Consider the following 16,198-nt stretch of genomic DNA (forward strand, 5'->3'; position numbering starts at 1 on the left):
CACCAGAATTATAAAGTAAAAAGCTAATATATCATTATTTTATAATATCTACTAGAAGTAAATCTAATTGAAAGTCTATTAGACTATTTCTTTGTTCAACATTCATAATATCAATACCACTATATTTATAAAAAGCATCATAACGAAGACAAAGCAACTGAATAAACGAAGTTATTTGATATGCAATAGTTCTGTATTCAGCTTCAGTTTTTTTATTGTTCTGGCTTTCATAATGAACCTTAACTAAAGGAAGTATCTCAAATGGATAAATAATTTCTTCTTGTATCAATATGTAGGGTACAGAAACCTTTATAAATTGACTATGCGCACCTATAAAGTCAAAAAATGTAATTAGTATTTCTCTTAATTGCTGTTTAGGTACTAAATTTTTAGTATCATGTGTAGCTTTATATTCATCCATATGATGTTTTAAAATTTTTTTAATAGCAGTATTAACTAATGCTTCTTTAGATTTAAAATAATAGTTAATCATAGCTAAATTGACATTTGCCTTAGTTACAATTTCTCTAGCTGTAATGCTTGAAATATCTCTATTCAAAGATAGTAACTGAATTGTAGCATTAATTAGCTGTTCTTTTGTCGAATCTATTTTCATAATTTTCCCCTCAAAAATTTCCCTATAAAAAAAATTAAACGTGTTTAATACACGTTTAGATACTATCATGAAAATTTTGGGATGTCAATGGTGCCTAGTGCTTATGTGTTTAAGTGCAAATCTAATAGACTTTTATAAGTGGGATTTGAACTTCTGTAAGATAATTCTCAGGATTTGATTCATTATGCTCACCTTTATGACCAATTTGTCTATTTATACCTGACATTTTATAATCACTATTTTTGTCCAACCAATAACAAAAAGACTCATATGCACCAGCTATGTTTTCATATGGACCATACACCATAGTGCATGCCATTGTATTAACTTCTTCTGTCTCGCGATATGTAAATTTAGACTTATTCTTACCAAATTTCTTTACGACCATTCCAACCTCGACATCTACACCATTACCTGTAAGTTCTTCATCATGATAAAATGCTATATTATTGTCGGAATGACGTGATACTTCTATATGTTCTTCCTTAATAAAATCGTATAACTTCTTCCAGAGAATACCTTCATAGTAGTAGTCTGGTATTATTTCTCTAAGCGATATGATTTTATAGCTTGGAATTTCCTTAAAGACAACATTGTGATGAATCTCATCTTTATCATGGTTTATAGCATCTATAAACCTATCAATTTTATTTATTCTCTGCTGCTCTTGTTTTATTTCATTTTTTATTTCATTCTTTTTTCGATTTAATTCTTTAATTACGAATTCATCGTCCCAGTTATGTACTATATTTGATATTTCTGCAACACTAAATTTTGAATCTCTTAATAAGACTATTTTTTGTAAAGTTGAAATCTGTTCAACTGAGTAGAGGCGATAACCTGTATATTTATCTATTTTTGCTGGTTTTAGAATACCAAGCTCATCATAATAACGTAACATACGAATAGATACCTGTGTTAATTTTGAAACTTCTCCAATTTTAAACATGAAAATATGACCTCCTTTTCACTTATAATTAGTATATATTTTGTTTTTATATACTTCAAGCGTTTAGGGAAATACATTTATTTTACAGTTTTAGGTATAATTACATGGAGTAAAACACCATTGGATTATAGTTATATCAAATTACAAGTTATCCTACACTTTATGGTTAATATTTTATAGTTAATATTAAAATTACCAATCTAGCTCAAATTCAAAATCATCTGATTTTATTTGTTCAATTTCAGAATCTACTTTCTGTTTAAACTTATTAGAAGAAACTATATATACAACAAATATTAGTCCAAATAGTATTTGTACATATTGAGATATTGCACACAATTTAATAGGGCAATGTAGTAGTAATTGAACATTAAAGAAATTGTGCATCATATGAACAAGTCCAGCAGCTAGAATACTTCTATTTGTATTTATATATACAAAATTAATTATAAAGGTTAAAAGTATAATATTTGGTATAAATAAAACTGCATCAAATAAAGAAGATTGTGCTAGAGTATATGGCATTTGACCAGGAGTAAAGTACGACCCTAGATACCAAATTCCACAAATAATACCTAAAATAATTGAGGAGGTTGTAAATCCAAATCTGACCAATAGTTTGTCAATAGCATATCCTCTCCATCCTGCTTCTTGACTAAGTATGCTTAATATAAAGCTTGATAATAGCATAAATGTTATTTTAGAAGGTTCATATATTGCTATGTATTTCCAATTTATACTAGAAGTCTTTACATTAAAGTAATTTCCGATTATTAAAGAAACAATAAACATTAAAGCAAAGAATAATATTGTCAATAAGGGCCATTTTATACTCATTTTTTTTAAGCTAAAACATCTATAAATGAAATCTTTTTTTGCGTTATCTGGATATATTGTAGAGATAAAAAATAGACCTACAATAGCTGGTGACGTATATCCAAGATAAAAAATGATTTCTCCAAGTATCGTGTCTGTAATTCCAAATAATACAGGTGTAAGACTGAATATCCAATTTAATAATAAAGTAAGTGTAAAGAAATAGGTTAAGTGTTTATTTGTATTAAAGGGGGTATTATATATTTGCATTTTTTCACTATCCTTTCGTTTTATAATAGTGTTTTAATTTATTTGTTTTTTTATATACTAAAATGTAATTTAATAGTATATCTCAGTTATGATAATATATTATTTCTTATATTTTGGCTAATTATTTCTACACTAAATACAATCAGTTAGTATTTAATACTAAATATATTGTATTATTTTGATTACAAAATAGGTCAATAAATATACGATTAGTGATATTAATAAAGTATTTTAGATTTTATTTAAATATTTAGCTTTTCTCTAATATTTTTTATGTAACGGCGATTGATAATAACTTTTTCATTATTTGTTAAAGTAGCTTGCATACGATTATGCGATATTATTTTTGTGCTCTCTATGTAGTCCATATTTAAAATCATGGATTTAGATATACGTGAGAAAGATGTATTAACTAATAGTTTTGATAGTTTATATATTTTCAAATCAACTTCAAACACATCATCTTTATAATAAGCAAATGTCTTGTTTCCAACTGTCTCAAAATATAAAATGTCACAGACATTAAGTTTATAAATTTCTCCTGACTTTTTTCCTTTTATATCAAGTAGTGGTGTACTTAATAATGAAATTATTTTTTCGATGTTATTATCTAATGTAGAGCATTTTATAGTTATTTCAATATCATCACAATTAGTAGCTTGTTCGACATGGATTTTCATTAATCATCACCTCATTTTATTACTGTCATTAGAATAGCATTATATTTTATTTAGTCCAACTAGATGCGTTCTAAATTTCAAATTGAGTATGGTAAAATTCAAAAATAAAATAGTGAAATTCAAATTTGAGGTGGTAAAATTCAAAAAAATACTATAGATATTTGGAATAAATTTCCAAATATCATAGTATTTTTCATAGAATATATCTAATTATTTTACAAATAGACCTATTTTATGATTTAATATATTGTCAAAATTACTTCTTAAATACCAAAATGTTTTTAGATAGCGTATCAATACTGTTTGATAAAGCATTTAATTTACCTTCAATTCTAACCAATAAATACATGGATAGAGCTATAGGGAAACCAACATTGGTTATTAACAGTTGCAAACTATCGTCCATGAAATCATCCTCCTACTCTATAACTAAGTCATAAGGAGTGGTATTTGTTTCTACTACCTTAGCTTCAACAGCAGAAGCAAGGTCAAATCCTCCAACTAAAAAAATATTTTTAGATATTATCAAATCCATAACAGATTTTATGTTTTCTTCAGTTAAGCTATCTTTTGGGTTTTCTATAGAAAAAGAAACTTGTTTATCCTTTACATTTTTAAAACTCATGACTAATTTTTTCTTAATCTCCATACAGTTACCTCCGTTATAATAATTTATATTTTTAATTGTTAATATTAATGGTTGATTTTAATTTTTGCTAGTATAGAAAATGTTTTGGTATTACTTAAATTGAATCTCGAAAACATTTAAAAATAGTTAACATGTTTAATATATTAATCTTTAAAGTGTAAATAGATTAAAGATACAACCTACAAAATATATAGAACATTGAGTGCATCATATAATTTATCACTTTATAAAGTTTCGGTGTTTTAATTTGCGAATCAGATTATATTTAAAAAATATTATTTAGATAGTGATGTACTGTCTAATTTTAAAATATCTACAATAGGATTTTCCTGAAGACTTGCTATTGCTTCTGCAACAGCATAAACATCATCATCTAATGCTTGTGCTTTTACGTTTGCAAATGACTTACTTTTAATAACCGCCTTACCCTTATCATCAAAACCAGCATCCAATTTTAATTTTATACTAGATAAATTTTTTGTTGAAACAACTGCCATAAAATTACCTCCTAAAAATTTAATTTCAAAGATTTGTCGACTTTCTTTGGTAACTATAATACTATCATCTAAGATAATATCGGAGTTAAACAGTAATTTCTTAAGATTATTTGTGTAAATTTTTATTGGAAAATTTTTGATATATGTATATTTGGTTAATTTATATGTTATGTTTGGAGATAAGTTTTTAATGGTTTTGATATAGAATTTGTGTATTTTTCTATGGGTTGAGCTATTATTGTATAAAATTCTAGGTGTTTAAAGTTAAGTAATAAGGGTTAGATATTATGTTAAAAAAATTATTAAATTTAATCTTTAAATAAAAAAGTTAAAAGTCCAATATTAACATTTTACCTTTAAACCAGTAAAATCTTTATTAAAGCCAGCAAAGTTATTAGATTATGAAAAATTTTGTTAAAAGTACTAAACTTTGTTAAGGCTACAAAAACATTTTAAAGGGGAGTGTAGTTTATGAAAGTAAAATTGGAAGATATACCAGTTCAGTTCCATGCAATGATAGAAATAGTTGGAATTGATAAGTTTATAGAGATTACTAAGCTGTATGGAGGGACAAATACCTATATACCTACATGCAAAGGGATTTTTAGATATGCAAGAGATAGGGAGATAGTAAGACAGTTTAATGGAGTAAATTACAATGAATTGGCTGCTAAGTATAATATGTGTGTAGGTAATATTAAGCGAATACTGAATGAAAATGGTATATAAAATATAATACAAAGTGTCTTATAAAGTCTAAGGGTAAAAGATAGAAAAGACATTTTGCAAAGTTTTTTTTAGACAAATTAAGCAAATTTATTACTTTTTAATTTAAATACATTGTATATTCTGTAAAAGAATTTGTTAGATACTGGAGATATATTGAGAATATAAAGAAAATAGTCGAAAATATTTGTTGGCTAAAAAATAGATAAAATGATACAATTGCTTGTACAAAGGGGAAAAAACAATAAATAAGCTATATAAATAAAAAAATATAAATTAATATGACATAATATATTGTATATTTAAGGATATAAATAGATATTTTAAGGAATTAATTGTGTAATTAAAAAAATATTAAAATAAATATATATTTATATTTAAAATATTATGTTATTTATATAAAATAATAATTATCATATCACAAGCACTTATTAATAGAAATGGGGGAAACAGAGATGAGTAATGGATTTTACAAATTGAATTCAGTGGTATTGGGTTTTGATATAAAGAATGATATTAACAAAATAAGATTCAATCATTATATAATGAGAAAGGAAAATATACAAAGGCTTCAAGGTACTTTACCAATGAGTCAATTTTATATGACAGTGAGAAGAACTGCTACAGATTTACACCTTTCTATTTCTACCATAAGTAGGCTTGTAAGAGAGTTTTTGGATTTAGGAATAATAAAGTTGGTATCTAAAGGTGTAAAAGGTAAATCTCATTCTATATATAGCTATATCAGTATAGAATTTGATGGAAACCTATCTGAGGGCAATGACATAGATAGTAATGTTAATGGCGATTTTGTTGACAGTAATATAGAATTTGATTGTGATGTAAGATGTGATGAGTTTAATGATGAGTTTAACAGTGATGTGAATGTAGGGCTTGAGTATAACAATAATAAGGATTTGTCTAATGATACTGGCAATACAGAATATAGTCATAATAATTTCCATAACAAAGATACTATAATTAATAAATCCATTTCTAATATTAACACTATCAAAAATTATATCAATGAACATTCTAATATAAAAAAATCAAAAGGGAAAAATTCTAACCCACTATCAGAGTCAATAAATCTAGACCTTAATGATACATACAATGACACATGTAAAAGAATTGGTAATACTACAGGAAATAATCAGAATAAAAATGTTATAAAACCTAGTAATAGTAAAGTTTCCAGTGATGTAGGTATGATGAGTAAAAACAATTCCTTTAATAACACTCATGATATACAAAAAGAAACTAAATCTGTAACAAATAAAAAAGAGTCTTTAAATAAATTTAATAAAAAAAATATACAGCAAAGCATTATAAATATGCTAAATAAAAAATCAGGAAAGAACTTTAAATTCAATTCTCCAACAAGCATAAAACTTATCAATGAAAGGCTAAAAGAAGGTTATGTCTTAGAAGATTTCTACAGAGTTATTGAGGTAAAAGTAGCTAAGTGGAAAAATACCATAATGGAAATGTATATAAGACCAGAAACTTTATTTAGCTATAAGTTTGAATCATATGTGAATGAAAACATATCTATAAAAAGTCAAAACAATATTTATCAGTGTAAAGAAGGCAGTAATCATGACAATTGGAGTTATGGATATTCTAATTATACAACTTATGATAACAGTAGTCGTGAGAGGAAAAAACATGAAAATGTAAGATACTGGAATCCTATATGTGAAATTTAATTAGTCTAATAATGTATTCGTAGTTAATTGATATATTTATAACTAGTAATGTATCTTTATTCTAATAATGTATTCATAACTAATAGTATTGTAACTAACAATATATTCATAACAAACAGCGTATCATATCATAATGAATAATATATCTATAACTAGCAATGTATTTTTATTCTAATGATGTATTCATAACTAACAATAGTATTGTAACTAACAATATATTCATAACAAACAGCGTATCATATCATAATGAATAATGTATCTATAACTAGAAATGTATTTTTATTCTAATAATGTATTCATAACTAACAATAGTATTGTAACTAACAATATATTCATAACAAACAGCGTATCATATCATAATGAATAATGTATTTATAACTAGCAATGTATTTATAACTAGCAATGTATTTTTATTCTAATAATGTATTCATAACTAACAATAGTATTGTAACTAACAATATATTCATAACAAACAGCGTATCATATCATAATGAATAATGTATTTATAACTAGCAATGTATTTATAACTAGCAATGTATTTTTATTCTAATAATGTATTCATAACTAACAATAGTATTATAACTAACCATATATTCATGACAAACAGCGTATCATATCATAATGAATAATGTATTTATAACTGATAATGTACTTAAAAATTAAAATATAAAAACTTATGAAGAAAGTGAGATTAATTTATATGGGTAAATCAAAAGATGTTGAAATAGAACAGTCTATTTTAGGCACAATTCTTTTAGACAATAAATTAAACTATAAGCTAGATGAATTAAGTGAGGACATGTTTATGGAAAATATATGTCTTGAGATATTTAAAATTATGAAAGAGCTTAAAAAAGAAAATATAGTGATTGATGTGGCTACTGTAAAATCTAAGATAGATAAAAAATCTCTAGCAATAAAAACAAGTGACTTAACTAATCTAATCACTTGGGGGAAGAGTTTTGGGCTTGATAGTCATATTAAGATTTTAAAAGAAAACTTGGCAAGAAGAAGTATAAATCAAAACTGTCAAAACCTTTTGCATAGTTTAAACCTTGGAGAAAACATAGATACCTGTATATACAAGTTTGAAAATAATATGAAAGAAATTTTAGATAAAGATACCCATGAAAATGACGATGTACATAGTATTGCAGAAAAGGTACTAGATTTCTTGGAAAATGATAAAGAAGTTGGTTTTAAATTTGGTATAAAATTACTTGATGCTACTATAGGTGGGCTTTTTAAAGGGGAATTAACTACTATAGCAGCTAAATCTGGAGTTGGAAAGACTGCTTTAGCACTTCAAATAATGCTAAATTCATTTAAGCAAGGAAAAAAGACTTTGTTTATAAGTAGAGAGATGACTAGTGAGCAAGTATTTATGAGAAATATATGTAGGGTAACAGGTGTAAGTACAAGGGATATGAAATCTAAGGAGATAAATGAAAATGATTGGAAGCTTATTGTACATGCAATAGGGGATTTGAGTGAGAATAACTTAATTTATATAAATGACAAGATAGATACAATTAGTTCAATTAGAAAGAGGATAAGGCAGGTAAAGCCAGATTTATTAATAGTGGATTACGTGCAACTCCTTACATCTCAGAAAAGTATGGATAAAAGGGAAAGAGAAGTAGCTACATTTTCTAGAGAGCTTAAAAATATGACTTTGGATTTTGATATACCAATAATTCAATTAAGTCAGTTAAATGATGAAATGAAAGATTCAAGACCTTATGGGGATAGACCTATGAGGGATAGTAAAGCTATCTACCACGATAGCAACAATGTGGTTTATATACATCAATTAAAAGGGAGTGATTATGAAGAAGCAGTTAAGGATATAGGAGAAAGTGAGGAAGCAGTCAGGGAGTCAGAGTACAGGGGAATCAAGATGGTTGATTTAATAGTTGCAAAGTGTAGAGATGGACAGACGAAGCATAAGCATTTTTGTTACTTTGGGGATAAGTTACATTTTCAGGAGCTAAAGTATTAGGTCGATAGGATAGCGATAATAAGCTTATTGAAAGTCGAGGAACATGAAACATAATATAAAATATGAGGTGAAAATATGCTAGAATTAGAGAAGATTATAGAATTACTTGAAGAACACAAGATAGAAGTGAGTATTCCAAAAGAATTACATAAGTATAATTTGCTGGAGTATCTTAAGTTGTGTCAACAAAGTGGGGGAACATATTTTTATATTAAGACAATGGAAGGTGCTTTAAAAAATGCTAGAAATGAGCTTATGATTAAGTTGTTTAATGGAAAAAATTATATGGAATTAGCGAGAATGTTTGATATGAGCGTTATTAATGTCAGGTATATTGTAAGAAAAAAATAGAGTTGATTTGGAGAAGGCAATTTTGATTATGCAAAATTCTATAAAGCAGGAACCCTGTGACTTTAGTCATGGGAGCTTCAGATATTTCATAAAATATAGGCTAATATAGTTGGGGTGAAATTGTGATTAACAGATTAAAATTGTGTATAAGTTTAAGGTTATAGATGAATCTAAGTGTGATTAATATCATGATTTTGTGAATAAAGTTGGAGTTATATGTGAGTTAAATGTATGGTCAACAAGGTAAAGTTGTGTATAAGATTATGAGTATGTAAAAGAGAAGGATTTGATTAGTAAGGTAAAGTGGGATGGATAGTTAAGAATATGTAATATTTTAAGATATTAAACTATATTAATAAGGTAAAGTAGCGTTTGTAGTGAAAGTTTATATAAGAATATGATGTGTGATTTATGAAGTAATATGTGTATAAAGTTACGAGTATAGATAGGTTTAAACTGTGAATAATATAGTAGGATTGTGTATAAAGTTATATCTTATAGATAGGTTAAACTGTGGGTAATAGAGTAAAAATGTGTGTAAGGTTAGAACTAATAGAGAGATTTAGACTGTAATTAATAGGATAAGATTGTGTATAAAGTTATAGAAACATATAAGAAAATATTATAACTATGTCAAAGATTATATAATAAATATTTATATAAATAAACAGAAGAAGAAGCGATATGAAGTTAAATTAGATAAATTCATATCGTTTTTTCATTTAAAGTTCTTCTATAACTAGGATGCAATCTTTAATATTGGCATTTTATGTGATTAAGTCACAGATAAAAAGCAAACATATTGATATAATTCTTATAGATTAATAATATAGGGAGGTTATTATGTCTAATAAAAAAAAGAAGTATGCAAATATTTTAGAAAATGAGTGCGTAGCTTGTGGAAGCTGTATAAAAGTATGTCCAAGAGGTGCTATATCAGTTCCACATGGTATTAGTGCAAAAATTGATAGAGACTTATGTGTTGGGTGTGGTATCTGTGAAAAGACATGTCCAGCATCTGTGATTGAGATTATAACAATATTAAAAGAGGAAGAAGGTAAGTGTCATGAATAATAAAAAACATTGGTATGATTATTTATGGATTTTTTCTTCAATATATTTGATATTGGGATTTGTAAATATTATTTTCGCTTGGATTGGACTAATTTGTTTCTTTGTGCCACTAATTATTTCTATTGTTAAAGGAAATAAAGCGTATTGTAATAAGTATTGTGGAAGAGGACAATTGTTTAATTTACTTGGAAATAAATTAAAGCTGTCAAGAAATAAAGATATTCCTAAATTTATTAGAAGTAAGTGGTTTAGATATGGATTTTTGACATTTTTTATGGTGATGTTTATTAATATGCTTTTTTCAACTTATTTAGTATTTGAAGGGAGTAGAAATCTTAAAGAGGTAGTGACTCTGTTGTGGACTATAAAGATGCCTTGGCAGTGGGCGTACCATGGGACTTTGGTTTCACCTTGGGTGGTGCAGTTTGCTTTCGGTTTTTATAGTGTTATGCTTACGTCAACTGTCCTTGGTTTGATTACGATGGTATTGTTTAAGCCTCGTTCATGGTGCGTTTATTGTCCTATGGGTACTATGACTCAGATGGTATGTAAGGCGAAGAGTAAGTCTGTATAGAAAGAGTTTTTGTGAAGACTTAAGAGGTTTAATGTTTAAAGTTGAATATGTGTAAGATGAGTGATAGCTTTGAATAGATGTGATGAGTGTATAAGTGTAGGGAGCATAGATAGAGTTTGTATAAAACAAACTTGTTTATGCTTCTTTTTGATTTAGTAAGACCCTATAATATACATAGATAGACTTAAGGAGGTATAATATGTTAAACAATAGAGAGTTACTAATGGCTAATATGCTTAATACAATAGTTCAAAAATCTAGATTTGATTATAAGCTTCTACTTGAGACAGAAAATAGAATGAAGAGTCTAACAGAATCAGAATTGATACCACGAAATGAACTTATGAACTTGTAGAAGATTTGAATATCAAGAAATGAACTTATGAACTTATGTAAGATTTGAATATCAAGAAATGAACTTATGAACTTGTGTAAGATTTGAATATCAAGAAATGAACTTATGAACTTATGTAAGATTTGAATATCAAGAAATGAACTTATAAACTTGTGGAAGATTTGAATATCAGCGAAAAATACCTTGAAAATATTGAGGTAGATTTTGAGTAATGTTATAGAATGTATATTTTATACAAAGGATTTAAAGAAAGATTTATTAAAGTTAGACAACTCTCAAAAAAATAAGTTCTAAAAGCAATTAATAAGGTGCTTAAAAATAAGTCACCAAGTCCAAATGAGTATGGACAACCATTAGTAAATAAAGTATTGGAGTGTATTAATAATAAATTTTGATATAAATTTTTTCTATCTTAATATATCTATGTAAATATTGTATAATCATTTTATATAGTACACTTTAAAGTTTAACTATAAATATTAGACTATAAAAAGGGGATTTATATGATAAAACGAGATATTTACTCAGTACAGTTAGATTATATGTTAGCATAATGTACTGAGTAAAATATTAAATTGCTAACAAATAGAACTGTACTGCTAAAAATTTTAGATTTTGTTAACTTAAAGTGATTAATAATCACACTAAATTTTAAAAATAAAGAAACATTTTATATATAAAATTTATTCTAAGTTAACAAGTAAAATAAATAAGGATAGGTGTACAGTTATGAAATATTTACTAGAGATAGCAAAACAAGAGAGGTTATTAGTTTTTATATATTTAGCATTGGGAATAAGTATAGAACTTTTAAATAGTTTTAGTGCCAATTATTATCAGAATCTAATAGATAGATTTAATAATGGGACTATAAATTTTCAAATAATTTTTATTTATGGTGCTGTATTAATTACCTTGTCTCTTTTAAGGTATATTGATGAATATCCAGGTAGGAAACTAGAGCATACCTTTTTTTTAGATTTGAAATTAAAAGCTTTGGAAAAAATGAGTAAAATAGATTACTTAGAATATCAAAAGTTAGGTACAGGAAAATTGATTCAAAAAATTGAAAATGGAGTTAATGCGGGTAGAAATATATTTTTTGACTTTTTATTAGCTGTTATTAGAAAAATAATTCCATCAATTTTATTCAGTATGGTTTTTATTTGTAGGATTGATAAAAAAGTTATGTTTACTATATTAATTGGATATTTTATAGTTTTTATTATTACAAATTTATTAATCAAAGCTCTGTATCAAATTAAAGAGCATATATTAATTAATGAAGAGAAGATGAATCATTTTTTAGTTCGTGGATTTATAGAAATGATTGTATTTCGAGTAAACAAAAGATTTAAGTATGAAATTTGTCAGTCAAAATCTGCAAAAAAGGAAATCATTGATTCTAAGGTTAAAATGACACTGATTCATGAAGCTTTCTTCACGATTTTTTCATTAATAGTGACTTTTATAAAAATATTAATAATAGTTTATGGCTGGAAAACTAAAACAATAAGTATAGGTTCTATAATTGCCTTGATAACATTACTAGATAATGCATATACTCCTATAGCTATTTTTAATGTATTGTATATTCAATTTAAACTAGATAAAGCAGCATATAAACGTTATACTGATATTTTAGAACTTAATAATGATAGTCAATTGTTGTCTGGTAAAAAAGTTGATTTAACGCATGGGAACATTGATTTTAATAATATTAGATTTTTGTACGATAATAAAAGAAAGATATTCAATGGACTTACTTTAAGTATTAAAAGTGGAGAGAAGGTAGTAATTGTTGGAGAAAGTGGTTCTGGTAAATCTACTTTAATTAAACTTTTAATTGGGTTATTAAAGCCAAATGAAGGAACTATATTTATTGATAATTACAATCTGCTTGAGATGAATTTAAATAACTACTATAAGTATATTACATATATATCACAAGATTCACCCATATTTGATGGAACCTTACGTGAGAATATTGTATTTGGAAAACCTATAAAAAGTAATGATATTATTGATGTATTAGAAAAAGTAGGTTTAAAAAAATTATATTTAAAATTAGAATATGGTTTGGATACTAAATTGGGAGAAAAGGGAACTACATTGTCGGGTGGAGAAAAACAGAGACTAGCATTAGCAAGAATTTGGTTTTCAGATGCTAAGATAATTATATTAGATGAAGCTACATCAGCTTTAGATAATATTACAGAAGAAAAGGTTATGTTAAATGTTATGGAGTTTTTAAAAGATAAAACAACTATTATGGTTGCTCATAGATTAAATTCAATTAAGAGTTTTGAAAATATAATTGTTCTTAAAGATGGTAGTATAATAGGAAGTGGAAGTTTTAAAGAATTATTAAATGATAATTCATATTTTAGAGAGTTATACTATACAATATCATAATTATTATGTAGAAGAGCTGTAAGTAGATTTGTGTAAAAATAAATTTACCTACAGCCTTTTTAGTATATGAAATTAGTAGGTTTGAAATAATGTTTATATAAAATATTTAAGGGTTTTAAAATGAAAAAAGTATTTATATTGAAGGCATCTTAAAATCAATTATTGATTCCTTATGACTTCTAAAATATTTTATATCATCCATATCATGAGTAATTATTATAGCACTTTTATTTTCCAGCCTACCTATAACAAAATCCATAACCTTATACTTAGTTTCCATATCCAGTCCTTTAAAAGGCTCATCCATTATAAGCAAGTCAAAATCATACAACAAAGCTCTTAATATTGCTATCCTTCTTTTCATACCTCCACTTAACTCTCTGACCCTTTTATTGATACAACCCTTCAAATCCAATACTTCTAAAGCATTTTCAATTTCTAAATTCCCCAAATTCTCACAAACTAACTTTATATTTAACAACACACTTAGATTTTCACATAAACTATCATCTTGAAATACTGCACTAATCTTTTTATGACTGATACCTGTAATTTTTCCACTATCTGCTTTCTCTAGACCCATCAATATTCTTATTAATGTTGTTTTGCCAACTCCAGATGTTCCAGTTATAAAAGTTATAGAATTATCTTTAAAAGTATTACTAAAGTTATTTAAAATAATCTTATCATTATATTTTTTGCTTAGATTCTCAATTACTATATCCATCTAGCCTATCTCCAATCTTTTTAATCTAGTTTATCTCTAATCTTTTTAATAAATAGTCTATCAATGACAAAAATCCCTTTTGAAAGCAAATACTTATTATAATTATAACTATAGTCCATGCAAATAAATCTGGAGTATTCAAATATACCTTAGCCTTATATAGTTTTTCACCTATAGAATTAGCTGGCATACCTATTATCTCTGCTGCTATCCCAGATTTCCAACACAACCCTAAAGAAACACTACATGCCGCTCTTATGTAGGGTGCTACCTCAGATAAATATATGTACCTTACTTTTTTTATTTTGCTCACCTTAAATACTTTTGCCATATCATTCAGCTCTCTAGATATACTATTTATCCCATTTAGAATATTGCTATATACTACTGGTAACACCATCAAGAAAGATATAAAAATGGACAAGTTCTTTGAAGATATCCATATTAGAGAGAGTATTATAAATGAAGCTACGGGTATAGATTGTATTGTAAGTATCAATGGTTCAACAAGTATCCTAAAATTTTTTTTACTCGATGCTATTATTGCAACTACTATCCCTACAATAAAAGCTAGTATAAATCCTGTTGTTATTTTCATAAAAGAAAAGAGTATGGATTCCCAAAACTCAAAGCTTGTAGATAATTCTAATAATCTTTTTAAAGCTGAAAAAGGAGATACTAAAAGTATCTCCTGACCAATTATCATACTACCTATTTGCCAAACTGTAAGCCAAAAGATTATTGCTAGTATATGAGCTTTACTAATTTTCTTGGATGTAGTAGAAATCTTCACCTGGCATCTTTCCTCCTATTGACTCTGGATTAGCTTCATAAAGTACTTTTAAGTAATTGTTTAGTGTAGTTTTCATTGTAGTACCATCTATAAATGTTATATTGCATTTTGGTATTGCTTTTTTTGCTACTTCTGCTGGTACTATTTCATTTTTCTCAATAAGTTTTGAAGCTTCATCTATATCTTTATTTGTAAAATCAACTGACTTCTTGTATTCTTCTAAGAAGCTCTTAACCTTTTCTGGGTATTTTTCAACAAATTCTTTTCGTGCAACAACAACTCCTGTTGTTAAAGCACTTTCAATATTTTTATCTTTATTTAAATTATCCCATTCTTTTGTCAAATCTAAAGCTACTCTTAGGTTGTCGCTCTTAGTCAATGCTGTTGTTACAAATGGTTCTGGGAGCAATGCTATTCCATCTTTGTTATTTAATAATGCTGCCAGACACTCTGTATGTTCTGATTTATACTCTATGTTGACATCTTCAGACGGATTAATTCCATTTTCTTTCAATATGTAATTCAAAGCATACTCAGGAGTTGACCCCTTACCACTAGCGTAAATCGTTTTTCCTTTTAAATCATTTACATTGTTTATAGAATTTCCATTTTCAATTATGTATAAGACTCCTAATGTGTTAATTGCTAGAGTTTCTACTTCACCTTTACTATTATTATACAAAACAGATGATAGATTTGCTGGAATAGCAGCAATATCTATTTCCTTGTTAATTAGTTTAGGTGTAATTTCATCAACAGAATTTGCTATTGTAAATTCATAATCCTTTTCTTTTTTATCATTTTCGTCACTAATCATTTTAACCATTCCCATTCCTGTAGGTCCCTTTAGTGCTGTTACTTTAGCAACTATATCAGGTTCTTTCTTTTCCTGTGTCTCTTGTGGTTTTGACGCACATCCTGCCAATGAAACAGTTATTAATGATACTAGTAATAATATTGATAATTTCTTTTTCATAAAACTTTCCTCCTTATTA

The 16,198-nt window shown here is 26.5% G+C and carries 18 protein-coding genes; 8 read left to right on the forward strand and 10 right to left on the reverse strand.

The features are described from left to right. Nucleotides 1–34 precede the first annotated feature (34 nt). The 7 genes from ACTG48_RS03485 to ACTG48_RS03515 form a co-directional block, all read right to left on the reverse strand. Entirely contained in the window at nucleotides 35–616 is a 582-nt protein-coding gene (locus ACTG48_RS03485; protein WP_479918145.1) for a TetR/AcrR family transcriptional regulator, read from the reverse strand. Between the two features lie 121 nt (nucleotides 617–737). Further along, nucleotides 738–1,565 (reverse strand): MerR family transcriptional regulator, encoded by an 828-nt coding sequence (locus ACTG48_RS03490; RefSeq protein ID WP_479918146.1) that lies wholly within the window; start codon nucleotides 1,563–1,565, stop codon nucleotides 738–740. A gap of 192 nt (nucleotides 1,566–1,757) precedes the next feature. Beyond that, complete coding sequence (locus ACTG48_RS03495; RefSeq protein WP_479918147.1) at nucleotides 1,758–2,651, reverse strand: CPBP family intramembrane glutamic endopeptidase; 894 nt, start codon at nucleotides 2,649–2,651, stop codon at nucleotides 1,758–1,760. A gap of 242 nt (nucleotides 2,652–2,893) precedes the next feature. Beyond that, complete coding sequence (locus tag ACTG48_RS03500; protein WP_021383283.1) at nucleotides 2,894–3,331, reverse strand: LytTR family DNA-binding domain-containing protein; 438 nt, start codon at nucleotides 3,329–3,331, stop codon at nucleotides 2,894–2,896. A gap of 256 nt (nucleotides 3,332–3,587) precedes the next feature. Then, nucleotides 3,588–3,737: a YvrJ family protein gene (locus tag ACTG48_RS03505; RefSeq protein ID WP_044212660.1), complete on the reverse strand. Its 150-nt coding sequence runs from the start codon at nucleotides 3,735–3,737 to the stop codon at nucleotides 3,588–3,590. A gap of 12 nt (nucleotides 3,738–3,749) precedes the next feature. Next, nucleotides 3,750–3,980 (reverse strand): DUF2922 domain-containing protein, encoded by a 231-nt coding sequence (locus tag ACTG48_RS03510; protein ID WP_021383274.1) that lies wholly within the window; start codon nucleotides 3,978–3,980, stop codon nucleotides 3,750–3,752. Nucleotides 3,981–4,255: 275 nt separating this feature from the next. Further along, nucleotides 4,256–4,477 carry a DUF1659 domain-containing protein gene (locus ACTG48_RS03515; protein ID WP_021383264.1) on the reverse strand — a complete coding sequence of 74 codons (222 nt, stop codon included), beginning with the start codon at nucleotides 4,475–4,477 and terminating at the stop codon, nucleotides 4,256–4,258. A gap of 471 nt (nucleotides 4,478–4,948) precedes the next feature. Between ACTG48_RS03515 and ACTG48_RS03520 the strand changes: the two genes are divergently transcribed. The 8 genes from ACTG48_RS03520 to ACTG48_RS03555 all read left to right on the forward strand — a co-directional run bounded on the left by ACTG48_RS03520 (nucleotide 4,949) and on the right by ACTG48_RS03555 (nucleotide 13,683). After that, nucleotides 4,949–5,206, forward strand: a complete 258-nt coding sequence (locus ACTG48_RS03520) for a Mor transcription activator family protein (RefSeq protein ID WP_021383279.1) — start codon at nucleotides 4,949–4,951, stop codon at nucleotides 5,204–5,206. A gap of 452 nt (nucleotides 5,207–5,658) precedes the next feature. Next, entirely contained in the window at nucleotides 5,659–6,912 is a 1,254-nt protein-coding gene (locus ACTG48_RS03525; RefSeq protein WP_479918148.1) for a conserved phage C-terminal domain-containing protein, read from the forward strand. A gap of 676 nt (nucleotides 6,913–7,588) precedes the next feature. Next, nucleotides 7,589–8,914 carry a replicative DNA helicase gene (locus tag ACTG48_RS03530; RefSeq protein ID WP_479918149.1) on the forward strand — a complete coding sequence of 442 codons (1,326 nt, stop codon included), beginning with the start codon at nucleotides 7,589–7,591 and terminating at the stop codon, nucleotides 8,912–8,914. Between the two features lie 75 nt (nucleotides 8,915–8,989). Then, nucleotides 8,990–9,265, forward strand: a complete 276-nt coding sequence (locus tag ACTG48_RS03535; RefSeq protein ID WP_021383291.1) for a Mor transcription activator family protein — start codon at nucleotides 8,990–8,992, stop codon at nucleotides 9,263–9,265. A gap of 843 nt (nucleotides 9,266–10,108) precedes the next feature. After that, on the forward strand, nucleotides 10,109–10,339 hold the full coding sequence (locus ACTG48_RS03540; protein WP_167640312.1) for a 4Fe-4S dicluster domain-containing protein: 231 nt from the start codon (nucleotides 10,109–10,111) through the stop codon (nucleotides 10,337–10,339). Continuing rightward, on the forward strand, nucleotides 10,332–10,913 hold the full coding sequence (locus ACTG48_RS03545) for a 4Fe-4S binding protein (protein WP_021383294.1): 582 nt from the start codon (nucleotides 10,332–10,334) through the stop codon (nucleotides 10,911–10,913). The genes ACTG48_RS03540 and ACTG48_RS03545 overlap by 8 nt, the downstream gene beginning before the upstream one ends. 199 nt (nucleotides 10,914–11,112) lie before the next feature. Then, entirely contained in the window at nucleotides 11,113–11,268 is a 156-nt protein-coding gene (locus ACTG48_RS03550) for a hypothetical protein (RefSeq protein ID WP_479918150.1), read from the forward strand. A 729-nt stretch (nucleotides 11,269–11,997) separates the two neighbouring features. After that, nucleotides 11,998–13,683, forward strand: coding sequence for an ABC transporter ATP-binding protein (locus tag ACTG48_RS03555; protein WP_479918151.1), 1,686 nt, complete (start codon nucleotides 11,998–12,000; stop codon nucleotides 13,681–13,683). Between the two features lie 133 nt (nucleotides 13,684–13,816). Here ACTG48_RS03555 and ACTG48_RS03560 read toward each other — a convergent pair whose 3' ends face one another. From ACTG48_RS03560 to ACTG48_RS03570, 3 genes are read right to left on the reverse strand one after another with little or no spacing between them, the layout of a single operon-like run. Beyond that, nucleotides 13,817–14,410, reverse strand: coding sequence for an ATP-binding cassette domain-containing protein (locus ACTG48_RS03560; protein ID WP_479918152.1), 594 nt, complete (start codon nucleotides 14,408–14,410; stop codon nucleotides 13,817–13,819). Between the two features lie 25 nt (nucleotides 14,411–14,435). Beyond that, nucleotides 14,436–15,203: an ABC transporter permease gene (locus tag ACTG48_RS03565; RefSeq protein WP_479918153.1), complete on the reverse strand. Its 768-nt coding sequence runs from the start codon at nucleotides 15,201–15,203 to the stop codon at nucleotides 14,436–14,438. Beyond that, nucleotides 15,172–16,179, reverse strand: a complete 1,008-nt coding sequence (locus ACTG48_RS03570; RefSeq protein ID WP_479918154.1) for an ABC transporter substrate-binding protein — start codon at nucleotides 16,177–16,179, stop codon at nucleotides 15,172–15,174. Before ACTG48_RS03570 ends, ACTG48_RS03565 begins: the two co-directional genes overlap by 32 nt. Nucleotides 16,180–16,198 lie beyond the last annotated feature (19 nt).

This window comes from Clostridioides sp. LIBA-6822, from assembly GCF_056688955.1.